Source organism: Flavonifractor sp. An10 (genome assembly GCF_002161215.1).
Classification (GTDB): domain Bacteria; phylum Bacillota; class Clostridia; order Oscillospirales; family Oscillospiraceae; genus Flavonifractor; species Flavonifractor avistercoris.
This window is the reverse complement of sequence record NZ_NFMB01000010.1, coordinates 132,601-144,711: the sequence shown is the minus strand read 5'-3', so window position 1 is coordinate 144,711 and position 12,111 is coordinate 132,601. Positions and strand designations below refer to the sequence as shown.

General features: G+C 59.0%; 9 protein-coding genes and 1 CRISPR repeat array (1 of these 10 only partly in view). All 9 genes read left to right on the top strand.

Translation table 11 applies throughout. The features are described from left to right. The first annotated feature begins 4 nt into the window (after positions 1-4). Positions 5-1,600 (top strand): hypothetical protein, encoded by a 1,596-nt coding sequence (locus B5E42_RS16880; protein WP_087241800.1) that lies wholly within the window; start codon positions 5-7, stop codon positions 1,598-1,600. A 699-nt stretch (positions 1,601-2,299) separates the two neighbouring features. Beyond that, complete coding sequence (locus B5E42_RS16875; protein ID WP_087241798.1) at positions 2,300-5,032, top strand: CRISPR-associated helicase/endonuclease Cas3; 2,733 nt, start codon at positions 2,300-2,302, stop codon at positions 5,030-5,032. After that, positions 5,013-6,647: a type I-E CRISPR-associated protein Cse1/CasA gene (casA, locus tag B5E42_RS16870; RefSeq protein WP_087241796.1), complete on the top strand. Its 1,635-nt coding sequence runs from the start codon at positions 5,013-5,015 to the stop codon at positions 6,645-6,647. Before B5E42_RS16875 ends, casA begins: the two co-directional genes overlap by 20 nt. A gap of 2 nt (positions 6,648-6,649) precedes the next feature. Further along, positions 6,650-7,252, top strand: a complete 603-nt coding sequence (gene casB, locus B5E42_RS16865) for a type I-E CRISPR-associated protein Cse2/CasB (RefSeq protein ID WP_087241794.1) — start codon at positions 6,650-6,652, stop codon at positions 7,250-7,252. Next, a complete protein-coding gene (cas7e, locus tag B5E42_RS16860; protein WP_087241792.1) occupies positions 7,245-8,318 on the top strand; it encodes a type I-E CRISPR-associated protein Cas7/Cse4/CasC in 1,074 nt (357 codons plus the stop codon). Before casB ends, cas7e begins: the two co-directional genes overlap by 8 nt. Further along, the gene (gene cas5e / locus B5E42_RS16855; protein WP_087241790.1) at positions 8,318-9,046 is read left to right on the top strand and encodes a type I-E CRISPR-associated protein Cas5/CasD; all 729 of its coding nucleotides are present in this window, start codon (positions 8,318-8,320) and stop codon (positions 9,044-9,046) included. Before cas7e ends, cas5e begins: the two co-directional genes overlap by 1 nt. A 4-nt stretch (positions 9,047-9,050) precedes the next feature. Further along, a complete protein-coding gene (cas6e, locus tag B5E42_RS16850) occupies positions 9,051-9,704 on the top strand; it encodes a type I-E CRISPR-associated protein Cas6/Cse3/CasE (RefSeq protein ID WP_087241788.1) in 654 nt (217 codons plus the stop codon). Then, entirely contained in the window at positions 9,697-10,662 is a 966-nt protein-coding gene (gene cas1e / locus B5E42_RS16845) for a type I-E CRISPR-associated endonuclease Cas1e (RefSeq protein WP_087241786.1), read from the top strand. The genes cas6e and cas1e overlap by 8 nt, the downstream gene beginning before the upstream one ends. Further along, on the top strand, positions 10,659-11,507 hold the full coding sequence (cas2e, locus tag B5E42_RS16840; RefSeq protein WP_087241784.1) for a type I-E CRISPR-associated endoribonuclease Cas2e: 849 nt from the start codon (positions 10,659-10,661) through the stop codon (positions 11,505-11,507). The genes cas1e and cas2e overlap by 4 nt, the downstream gene beginning before the upstream one ends. Before the next feature lie 47 nt (positions 11,508-11,554). After that, positions 11,555-12,111: direct repeats of the CRISPR family, unit length 28 nt; unit sequence CTTTTCCCCGCGTATGCGGGGGTGATCC (it continues 2,275 nt past the right edge of the window).

Here is a 12,111-nt window from a genome sequence, read left to right as displayed (position 1 = left end):
AAAGATGAAGTGTACGATAAACGATATCCACGTAGATGTGAATAAATTGACGATGGAGGATATAGAGGCGGCGTGGCGCCAGATTTTTAACTTGCAGAGCAATGATTTTCAGCGGGTCAAACGTGAAAAATGGTACCACAACCTACTGAGGGCGGTAACGTTTGGCTCCGGTGACAGAAAGATGATGATCTCCGACATCATATCTTTGAATCAGATTCAACAGCTCTTTATGATAGTATATCTAAAAAATTATAGGGATCTAAACAAGAAGTTGAACCAAAATATGGTTCTCATAGGGAACCTTAATAAAGTCATAAAAGAGTTATACCACACCTGTGTTAGCAAAATAAAACTGCAAGAAGAAATTGACAGCTTTGAACCAGAAGAAATTGCAGTCCTCCAACACTTTCTGAGCGAGTACAAATCTCAAAATAACAAAACAGAAGATTTTCAAAAATACCGGCGAAGCATACTTGGCCTTTTGCATGCGCGTACGCCGGAGAGTAAGTTTGAAAAAGAACAGCTCGAGAAAGCAAGTCACCCAAATGCGTTTTGTAGGTGTGCATTTGAGTTGTGTGCCATCGACGGATGCCTTGAAAAAGGGAACATTCCTCCCAACATGCAGGAACTCTTGGACTATCTTCCGATCTCTGCTGTAAAGCGGAGGGAAATAAGAGAGAACGTTTTGTGGGAAGCTGATAATATGGGCGCAGAATATTTTATAAACGGAAAGTATCGACCAGATTTCGCGGATTTTGATTTGAACGATATTAAGCTGAAGGAATATCAAGAAGATACTTCAACGTATGAATCTAACACGCCGTCGTCATCAGAACAGATCGGTGTCCAGGGTTTGCGTGTCTACATATCTCCTCCTCAAAGCAGCATAGAAAAGAAAAGTGCGAATGCACTTCGAGTCAAATTATTCGATATAAATGTTGAGGTTGCCGACACTCCGAATGGGTGTCAATACTGTATTTATTTCCCGTCCTCAAAGGAGGCAAATGATGCGAAGAATGTGGCCCAAAAGCCAATATACAAAGGCAAATACAACTTTCGGATCCTTCGCAGTGAATATAGTGGAGCCTATATCTATTTAGACTATTCCCCCATTCCTGATATCAATGACAATTTGCGCGAAGAAATTGTTGAGGTCTATAAAAATTCTGGAATGAGCAGTGTCAAAGGAAAAGATATAGAAACATGGCAGAAGGGCCATAGCCCTAAAAGCAGGCAGGACTATCTTTCGCAAAAGTTGAGCGAAGCCGTCGGGGATTTTTCAAGCTCTGCCAAAGAAGGGGCTGCATCGCTCTGGGAAACGAAGTCTCCCAGAGCGAACCCCTGGGAAATTAAGATTGGGCCACCACCCATTCTCTCCCTTGGCAAAAAAATAGGCGGTGCAGCAATGTATGGGATTGGCGCTCTGAGCGAAGGAATTGGCGCAGCAACATCCGCAGTTGGCACCACGGTTGAACAGACATTGGACAAGACCGTCATAAGGCAAGTGAACGATAACTTCGATAAAAAGATTTTACCTGCGATGCAATGTGACTTTCTTGTGCTAGAGCTGTTTAACTTGCTAATAAAAAATGAGCTATAAGAGAGCTATACATAAAGTGCAAAGAGTATACAAGCTAGAAAGCAGATGCCATAGCTTGCGGCACCCGGGATTAATCCCGGGTGCCGCAATTTCGCATCCCCCCAATGTGTGGCGAAATAGATCGGATTGTGGTTTCCGATAAATAATTGATAATATTTTGAATTTTTGATTACCGCACCCAAACTGATCAGGCTGGATAGATATGAAAGTTTATCACCCCTTTTATATCTTGTGCCTTGCAGAAATGCATTTCACGAGGGAAAATATCACCACAATCTATGGAAAATATTCGCCTCATAATAGAGGCGGCGGGCGGATAGAGCGAAGGATGAACCAGGGAAACGGTTCCGTCAGAAGCGGTCTGCTTCATGTTCGGGAGGTGCCGAGCAATTTGTGGTATATGAAGAAGCAGAGGAAGCGGACTTAAACTCATACAAAAAAGTTAGCTGAGATCTGAACTGTATCGGCCAAAGGCCCTTGACCTTAGTCCTGAATTAGACGCTAGGGTAACTAACTGGACTTTTCAGAATTGTGCAGAATGGCGGGTGGTCTGCTTAACATTGTAAAAAACAACTTTTGGATATATAATCTTGACCAACGAAAGATCCCGCTTTATAAGCGGAGAAATCGCAAGAGATCACCGGATCCCGTTATGAGGCGCAACAAGAGTACTTGGCTACGAAGAAAGGGACTTGCCATATGGATGAGCGACCAAGGCCACTTTATCAACGACTGGCTGGAAAGTCTGATCCCGCCCACAGCGGCCTATGGCTCCCGCTGTGGATGCATATGTGGGACACCACCGGGGTGATGCGGCGGCTTGTGCAGAAGTGGCTCCCGGAAATGGTCCGGCGCGGCATCGGCCTGGAGGAGGGGGATTTGATCCGTTTGGCCTGCTTTTTGGGGTTTGTACATGATATTGGGAAGGCAACGGCTGTTTTCCAGAGGAAGATTATGGGAAGCCTACCCGAGGCATGGGAGCGGCTGGAGACGCAGATCCCGCTGCCGGACAGACTCCTGTCCCCTCAGGCCACACCTCACGCCCGGGCCAGCGAGGCAATTTTACTGGAGCTGGGCTGCCCAGTCGGGCTGGCTTCGATTGCCGGTGCGCACCACGGCAGCCCCCAGAAAAATGGACCCGGCAACCACGTGGAGGATTTTTATCCCCCAGAGAACTATTGGGGCAGAGGGGGAGAGGCGCGCTGGAGGGACCTGTGGGAGGAGCTCCTCCAACAGGCGCTGAGGCAGAGTGGGTTTTCCAGTGTGGAGGAGCTGCCGGAGCTGTCCATCCCAGCGGAGCTGCTCCTCACCGGCCTGCTGACCATGGCGGACTGGATTGCCAGCAACACCGCCTATTTCCCGCTGATTTCGGAGGACCGGCTAGGAGATGCCAGCTGTTATCCCGCCCGGGTGGATCGGGCATGGGAACAACTGGCCCTGACCTTTCCATGGGAAGCGCAATATACTAGTATGGACGCCGCCGCTTTTGAAGAACGGTTTGGCTTTGCGCCCAACAGCCTCCAGTCGGCGGTGATGGGCGCGGCCGATCGGATGGACTCGCCCGGCCTGCTGATTGTAGAGGCACAGATGGGCGTGGGGAAGACCGAGGCGGCGCTGGCCGCCGCCGAGATTTTTGCGGCCCGCTATGGCGCCGGTGGGCTGTATTTCGGCCTGCCGACACAGGCCACCGCTAATGGTATTTTCCGGCGGCTGAGCAAATGGGCCCAGACCCAGTCCCAGGATATGACGCACTCCATCCGCCTGGCCCACGGGATGGCGGAACTGAATGAGGATTACCGGCAGATGTTTACCGGCGGTGCGGTCACGGAAGAGGATAGTGGGGACGAGACGGGCGGCATACAGGTCCATCGCTGGTTTCTGGGCCGGCGGCAGGCGTTGCTGGCGGATTTTGTGATCGGCACGGTGGATCAACTGCTCCTGGCGGCGCTGAAGCAAAAGTATATCATGCTGCGCCACCTGGGGCTGGCCGGCAAAGTGGTTGTCGTGGATGAGTGTCACGCCTATGATGCCTATATGGGGCGCTATCTTGACCGGGCGTTGACCTGGCTGGGGACCTATCGAGTGCCGGTGATCTTGCTGTCGGCCACCCTGCCCGCCGCCCGGAGGGCGGAACTGGTGGAGGCATATCTGGGACATCCGTGCGACCAAGCGGCGTGGAAAACCAGCCGCAGATATCCGCTGTTGACTTGGACCGACGGGGAGCAGGTGTGTCAGCAGACGACCGAGGAGACGCCCGACGGGCGAACGGTAGAACTGCTCTCTCTGACAGAGGAGGCGCTGCCCGCACTGCTACGGGAGCGTATGGCGCAGGGGGGCTGTGCGGGCGTAATTGTAAACACGGTGAAGAAAGCCCAGGAGCTGGCGGCTGCCCTTCGGGCCGCGCTGCCGGATTGGGAGGTGCTGCTGTTCCACGCCCAGTTCCTGATGCCGGACCGGTCGGAAAAAGAACGGGCCATTCTGAGGCGGCTCGGAAAGGACTCCACTCCGCTGCAGAGGGACAGGCTGATTGTGGTGGGCACCCAAGTGTTGGAGCAGTCCCTGGACATCGATCTGGATTTCCTGGTGACGGAGCTGTGCCCCATGGACCTCCTCCTCCAGCGCGTGGGCCGGCTGCACCGGCATAGGCGGCCCTGCCGGCCCGGGCCGCTGAGCATGCCCTGCTGTGCCGTGTTGGATACGGGGACGGACGCCTTTGATCCGGGCAGCAGCGCGGTATACAGTGAATGGCTCCTGTGGCGCACCCGCCAGCTGTTGCTGGACCGCATCGAATTGCCGACGGACCTTCCCCGACTAGTGCAGGACACCTACGGGTGGGAGGAGGGGGACGTCCTTCCGGAGACGGCGGAGAGCCGGCGGTTCAGGGAGGAATACTGCTTCCAGCAACAGGAGCAGGCGCGTAGGGCGGAGGCCTTTGCCGTGCAAATGCCGGAGGATCACCCGGAGTTCCCGAGCCTGAATACACTGGACGACTGGATGTGCGATGCGGTGCCCGGGACGGAGGCGGCGGCCCGGGCCGCCGTCCGCGACGGCGACCCGTCGGTGGAAGTGCTGGTGATGGTGGAGCGCCGGGACGGTGATATCTGCTTCCTTCCCTGGAGAGAAGGGGGGCAAAAGGTGGCGGCTGACGCTCCGCCCTCCCAGGAGGAGAGTCTGCGGATCGCCCGGCAGAGGCTGCGCCTGCCGGGATACTTTGGCCGCCGCTGGAAGCTCCGGCAGGTAATTGACGAACTGGAGGCGCAAAACCGCCGGTTCCTGGCTCGGTGGCAGCAGGCGCCGCTGCTCAAGGGGGAGCTGATCTTACTCCTGGATGAAACGCTCACCGCGCACCTGGCCGATACGGTGCTGCACTACGACAGGGAGGAAGGCCTGACATACTGGAAGGAGGACGCCTGTGAAGGAAGTGGAGTTTAACCTGCTGGACGAGCCGTGGGTGCGGGTGCTGACGCCGGACTGCACAGTGCGGGAGGTATCCCTGACCGACGCGCTGCTCCACGCCACGGAGTATACCGGATTGGCCGGGGAACTGCCCACCCAGGACGCCGCTGTGCTGCGGCTGCTGTTGGCGGTGCTGCACACGGTGTTCTCCCGGGTGGACGAAGAGGGGCGGGAGGCAGAGCTCACCTCTGCGGACGGCGCGCTGCTGCGCTGGCGCAGCCTGTGGCGGCTGGGCCATTTTCCCGAGGGGCCTATCCGCGCCTACCTGGAGCGGTGGCATGAGCGGTTCTGGCTGTTCCACCCGGAGCGGCCCTTCTGGCAGGTACCGGAGGCGAAGATTGGAACCGAGTACAGTGCCGCCAAACTGAACGGGGAGATTTCCGAGAGCGGCAACAAACTGCGGATCTTCAGCGCGTACACTGGCATTGGAAAAGCGGAGATGACGTATGCGCAGGCGGCTCGCTGGCTGCTGTACATCAACGGGTTTGATGATACGTCTGCAAAGCCCAAAGGGAAGGGCCTGCCTTCGGTGGGGGCGGGCTGGCTCGGAAAGCTGGGGCTTATTTTGGCACAGGGAAACACGCTGTTTGAGACGCTGATGCTCAATTTCGTCCTGCTGCGGGACGGGACATCCCTCTGGGGGCCGCCGGCGCCCTGCTGGGAGCTGCCGGAGGTCCGCAGCGCGGAGCGCACGGAAATTCCCCAGCCGGACGACGCGGCGTCCCTGCTGACCCTCCAATCCCGTCGCATATTCCTGTACCGGGAACAGGGGATGGTCACGGGCTATGCCTTGCTGGGCGGGGATTTCTTTCAAAAAGAAAATGCCTTTTGTGAGCAGATGACGCTCTGGCGGGGGAAGCAGGAGAGAAAGAACGCCCCCATCGTCTATTTGCCGCGCCGGCACGATTCCGCGAAACAGTTTTGGCGGGAGTTTCCAGCGGTATTCCTGCAGCGGCCTGGGGACAGACGGCCAGGACTCATCCATTGGATCGCCCGGTTGCAGTCGAGCAATATTTTAAGCCGTAGAAAAATGATCTGCTTTCAGATCACCGGCGTGGGATATGGAGACAAGGACTTTTTTGCTACAGACACGTTCTCGGATTCCCTCTCATTCCATATGCAGCTGTTGGACGAGCTTGGAAAAATCTGGCGGCAGAGGATTACCGACGAGATCGGCTCCTGCGAGAGGCTGGCCGTGGCGGTCAGCCGATTGGCAGAGGATCTGATCATTGCGGCGGGAGGCTACGGTGAGCGGCAGCAGAGTGAGGCGGCAAAAGTGGCCCGGGAGCAGTACTATTTCCGGCTGGATCAGCCGTTTCGGGACTGGCTGCGGGAAATCGACCCTGAATGGGATGGAGAGAAAACAGAGCAGAGTATCCTGGCGTGGCGGGAGCAGGCGCAGAAGCTCGCCCGGGCGCTGGGAAGGGAGCTAGTCCGGGAGGCCGGGACGGCGGCCTTTACCGGCCGCGCCGTTATCCGCAATCCGGGGAAGCCGACGGAAAGGAAGTTCTATTATTCAGCGCCAAAGGCTTACAACCGGTTCCGCATAGAGCTTGCAAAGGTTTATCCGACAGACAGAAAGGTGGAATAGGCATGTCACAGGCACAGCGGATCGAGCAATATGTGGCCCGGCGTCTGCGCTGGCTGCGGGATTTGCCGGAGCACCCGAGAAAGGCGGCCCTGGCCCATCTGCGGCGGGGCGTGGGGCGCGCCCCCGGCGACCTGCCGGAGCTCTGGGGCATTTTCCTGGAGGGGATGCCGGAGGAGTTGGAGAGTCAGACGGGAAAGCCAACCCAGGGGGAATGGGCGATCTACCTGGCGCTGACCCTCTACGCCCTGCACCAGCAGGGACACACACTGCCCGGGGATGACATGAACCGGCAGGGCGTGGGTCTTGGTCAGGCGGTACGTCGCCTGGTACCCCAAGGGGAGGACCCAGCGGACAGCAGCATCCAGCGGCGGTTCAACGCCCTGGCCACCGCTGCACAGACACGGGAGATTGCTCAGCATCTGCGTGGGATGATCCAGCTCCTGCGCGCCGCAGAGGTTCCGCTGGGCTACGCACAGCTGGCGAAGGATCTGTTCTACCTCCAGTTCCCGGACAGCGCGTCACAGGTCCGCCTGCGCTGGGGGCAGGACTTCTACGCAATCCCGTCCGAAAACGATCAGATAGAGGAGGAGACGAACTATGGATAACAGGCGCCTTTACATCGACCTTCACATCTTGCAGACAGTGCCGCCCAGCTGCGTCAACCGGGATGACACCGGCAGCCCCAAGACCGCCATCTACGGTGGGACCACCCGCGCCCGGGTCTCCTCTCAGGCTTGGAAGCGGGCGGTGCGGATGATGTTCCGCGATGGCCTGTTGGGGCGGGAGCAGCTCGGAGAGCGGACGAAGAAGATTGTCGCCATGGTAGCAGAGGAGGTCACCGCCCTTGCGCCGGACGCGGATGCCCCGAAGCTGGCCAAGAAAGCCCTGGAGAGCGCAGGCTTGAAGAAGGTGACCGAGGAGAAGGGCACTGACGCGCTGTTTTTCATGAGCCGCGCCCAGGCCAGGGCGCTGGCGCAGCTGGCCGTAAATGGCTGCGGAGAGGCAAAAGAGTACAAAAGCGCCATCAAGTCCGCGCCATCGGTGGATATGGTCCTGTTTGGCCGCATGGTCGCCAGCGACCCTTCCCTGAACTATGACGCCGCCGCCCAGGTGGCCCACAGCATCTCCACCCACGCCGTACAAAACGAATACGACTACTTCACCGCTATGGATGACCTGGCCCCGGAGGACAATGCAGGCGCTGGCCACTTGGGCACGGTAGAGTACAACTCCGCCACCCTCTACCGCTATGCCACGGTGAACGCCCTGGAGCTGGAGAAGCATCTGGGCCGCGCTGCCGTCCCGGATGTGGTCCGAGCCTTTGCAGAGGCGATGATCCGCTCTATGCCCACTGGGAAGCAGAATACCTTCGCCAACCGCACACTGCCTGACGCGGTCTATGTAGCCCTGCGGGACGACCAGCCCGTGAACCTCTGCGGCGCCTTCGAGAAGGCGGTGCCTCCTTCGGAAGAGGGATTTGTGGCGCCCTCCTGCCGGCGCCTGGTTCAGTACGCCCAGCAGGTCTACCAGTGCTATGCCGACGCGCCGAAGCGGGCCTTTACCGTCGGGATGGGTCTGGAAACGCTGGCGGACGCCCAGCCCCTGGGTCAGATGCTGGACGCGCTGCGGGGCGCAGTGGCCACCTGCCTGGATGGGAATGGGGTGGCATAATGGCCACGCTGTTGCTGCGCCTGGCTGCACCGCTGCAGTCCTGGGGCGCGGACTCCAAATTCGAGATTCGGAAAACCGACCGAGAGCCCACAAAGAGCGGGGTTGTCGGCCTGCTGGCGGCGGCCCTGGGCCTGCGCCGAGATGAGGCGGATGCCCTGCAGGAGCTGGGGCAGCTGCGCTTTGCCGTCCGGGTAGATCGGGAGGGCAGCCTGCTGGTGGACTTTCACACGGCGGGAAATCCGACACCGGCCGAGGTGGAGAAAGCCCGCGCCGCCCGGAAAGCCCCCTTGCCCCCCTATGTGACGAAGCGCCAATACCTATCTGACGCGATATTCCTGGCGGGTTTGGAGAGCGCCGACCGCGCCCTGCTGGAGCGATTGGAACAGGCGCTGCGCCGCCCGGCCTTCCCCCTGTTCCTGGGGCGGCGCTCCTGCCCTCCCACGATGCCCCTCTGCCTGGGCATTCGAGAGGGAAAATTGCTGGACGCCCTGCGGTCGGAGCCGCCGCAGGCGGCAGATGGAGCCCGGACCTCCTGCCGCATCGTGATAGATGCTGACCCGGGACAGCCTGGGGCGGTCCCCAAGCGGGATCTGCCCCTCTCGTTCAGCCCGATCCACCGGCAGTACGGCTACCGCGCCGTGGAAGAGCGTGCGGTGGGCTTGCGGCCGGCCGGGGCGGCGGAAGCCTTGGAGGAGACGGAGCACGACCCTTTTACAGAATTGAGGTGACGGCATGTACTTATCCAGAGTCGAACTGGACCTCACCCGGCGCTCGACCATGGAGGCGCTGGCGGCGCCGCAGAAACTGCACGGCGCGGTGGAATCCGCCTTCCCCGGAGAGCGCCGCCGGCGGCTGTGGCGGCTGGACTACCTTGGGGGAAAGCTGTACCTGCTGCTCCTCAGCGAGGATGTGCCGGAGCTGTCCGTTCTTACAGAGCAGTTTGGCCCTCTGTCGGCCACCCCGGCGGAGACAAGGGACTATGACCCGCTGCTGCGGCGTATCACGCCGGGCGGCCTCTGGCAGTTCCGTCTGACCGCCAACCCCACTAAGAGCTGTCCTGCCCCGGAAGTCGGCGGGGCGCGGGGAATTGTCCGTGCCCACATCACGGCGGAATATCAGAAGCTGTGGCTGCTTCAGCGGAGCGAGCGGCACGGATTTGCCCTCACACCGGACAGCTTCACCGTGACAGGCTCCCGCTGGCTCCGCTTTGCCAAGAGCGGGGACCGGCGCCATCCGGTCACGCTGCTGGCAGTTACTTACGAGGGCGTCTTGGAGGTGACAGATCCGCAGGCGTTCTGCCAGATGCTCACCAACGGCCTCGGCCGTGGAAAGGCATATGGTCTGGGGCTGATGACGATTCTGCAAAGGGGGCGGTCCAATGGCTGATCACACAGGCATGATACGTCCGGAACTACAGGCACTTCCCCAGATCAAGGACCGGATGACCTTTTTGTATTTGGAGCACTGCACCCTAGGCCGCCAGGATGGGGCTATCACCGTCACGGACGAGAATGGAATCGTCCATATTCCGGCGGCAGCCATCTCAGTGCTGCTGCTGGGCCCCGGTACCCGTGTGACTCACCGCGCCATGGAATTGATGGGAGACACCGGAGTAGGCGCTGTTTGGGTGGGGGAACACGGCGTGCGCTATTACGCCCACGGCCGCCCGCTGACTACCCGGGCCGGACTGCTGCTGCGGCAGGCAGAGCTGGTCAGCAACACCCGCAAGCACCTGACAGTGGTACGCAAGATGTATCAGCTCCGGTTCCCAGGGGAAGATGTCTCCAAGCTGACGATGCAGCAGCTCCGGGGGCGGGAGGGGAGCCGAGTGCGGAGTGCTTACCGCAGGGCGGCCAAGGAGACGGGCATTCCGTGGAATGGCCGTATGTACCGGCCGGATGACTTCTCCGCCGGAGACAGCGTGAACCAGGCTCTCTCGACTGGACACGCATGCCTGTACGGGCTGGCCCACGCGGTGATCGTCGCCCTGGGCTGTGCGCCGGGACTTGGTTTTGTCCATGTGGGCCATGAGAACTCCTTTGTCTACGACATTGCGGACTTATATAAGGCGGAGGTGACTATCCCCATTGCATTTGAGGTAGCAGCACAGCAGCCGGATGATCTGCCGGCCGTCGTTCGCCGCCGGGTGCGGGATGCCATGGTAAAGGCCCGCATCTTGGAGAGGATGGTACATGATATCCGATGGCTACTCTTGCCGGACGGGGAGGAGCTCGAAGATGAGACGGCTGTTTATCTGTGGGATGACCGGCTGGGTGTTGTGGCCAATGGGATTAACTACTTCCGGAGCAGAGAGGAGGAACCGCCATCGTCGTCATCACCATGACCGACTGCCCGCCTAAACTGCGCGGCGACCTGTCCAAGTGGCTCTGCGAGCTGGACACGGGCGTCTATGTGGGCCATGTCAGCAGCCGAGTACGGGATGCCCTGTGGGAACGGATCTGCCAAAACCTCAAAAAGGGACGGGCTACGATGGTTTTTTCCACGAACAACGAACAGAAAATGGACTTCCGCGTGCATAACACTAACTGGACGCCGGTGGACTTTGATGGCATCTGTCTGATGCGAAGACCGTTGCCCCAGAGTGGTGAGTCAGGCCTAACGCTCAAGCCGGGCTTCAGCAAGGCGGCCAAGTACCAAATGTCCCGGCGCGGGAAAGAGAAGAAGATGGCGGGTGCCTATGTCGTGATTGATTTAGAGACCACCGGTCTGCATCCCTCCACAGATGAGATCCTGGAGTTCGGAGCAATTCGGGTGGAGCAGGACGGGGGTGAGAAGACGTTTCACTGTCTTGTGCGTGGAGGACGGCCAATCCCGCAGCAAATCCAATCGTTGACAGGCATTACCGACCAACTCTTGGGACAACAGGGCATCGCGATGCCGCAGGCGCTGGAGCAGTTCATGGCTTTTATTGGTAGGGAGCAACTGGTTGGGTACCATATCTCTTTTGATTTGGAGTTCCTCCGGGCGGAATGTAAGCGGCAGGGGCGTCCGGCACCCGTCAACCGCTGCCTCGATCTGCTTGATCTGGCCCGGCGCAAGGTGGATGGTGTCTCTGACTATAAACTTGCAACCCTGGCTGATCATCTTTCTCTGGAGCGACGATCCGCCCACAGGGCGTTGCCAGACTGTTACCTGGCGCTTGAGCTCTATCGCAAACTGAACGAATAGCACTGACGGGCAATCCAAAAACAGCGTAATTACGGGATTCTTTTAGTCTTTTCCCCGCGTATGCGGGGGTGATCCTGTTTTGAAGAGTGGATACTATGCCGTTAGCAACTTTTCCCCGCGTATGCGGGGGTGATCCCTGGTGGAGCTGGGCGGAAAGTACACCAACACCCTTTTCCCCGCGTATGCGGGGGTGATCCTACCGGCATCAGCAAGGATACCAACGGCGGCGGCTTTTCCCCGCGTATGCGGGGGTGATCCTCAATACGCCGGTACAGGGCACGGGGTCAGACTCTTTTCCCCGCGTATGCGGGGGTGATCCTTGCCAAATGCGCCGGAAGCGTTTTCTTGTTTGCTTTTCCCCGCGTATGCGGGGGTGATCCTGTGAACGACTATGCCAACAGCACCATTGACAACTTTTCCCCGCGTATGCGGGGGTGATCCTACCACTCGCCATTGGCGTCCCGCTCCAAGAAGCTTTTCCCCGCGTATGCGGGGGTGATCCTCGCACCCAAGGGCTTCCTTCACCTGCGTCATGCTTTTCCCCGCGTATGCGGGGGTGATCCTCTCCTTGAGCCCATACGGACAAAAATGCCCCACTTTTCCC

What these genes read in the sequence shown, in the direction of transcription:
- cas1e (WP_087241786.1), top strand. Translation starts at nt 9,697, where the DNA reads ATGGCTGATCACACAGGCATGATACGTCCGGAACTACAGGCACTTCCC.
- B5E42_RS16880 (WP_087241800.1), top strand. Translation starts at nt 5, where the DNA reads ATGAAGTGTACGATAAACGATATCCACGTAGATGTGAATAAATTGACG.
- cas7e (WP_087241792.1), top strand. Translation starts at nt 7,245, where the DNA reads ATGGATAACAGGCGCCTTTACATCGACCTTCACATCTTGCAGACAGTG.
- B5E42_RS16875 (WP_087241798.1), top strand. Translation starts at nt 2,300, where the DNA reads ATGGATGAGCGACCAAGGCCACTTTATCAACGACTGGCTGGAAAGTCT.
- casB (WP_087241794.1), top strand. Translation starts at nt 6,650, where the DNA reads ATGTCACAGGCACAGCGGATCGAGCAATATGTGGCCCGGCGTCTGCGC.
- cas2e (WP_087241784.1), top strand. Translation starts at nt 10,659, where the DNA reads ATGACCGACTGCCCGCCTAAACTGCGCGGCGACCTGTCCAAGTGGCTC.
- cas6e (WP_087241788.1), top strand. Translation starts at nt 9,051, where the DNA reads ATGTACTTATCCAGAGTCGAACTGGACCTCACCCGGCGCTCGACCATG.
- cas5e (WP_087241790.1), top strand. Translation starts at nt 8,318, where the DNA reads ATGGCCACGCTGTTGCTGCGCCTGGCTGCACCGCTGCAGTCCTGGGGC.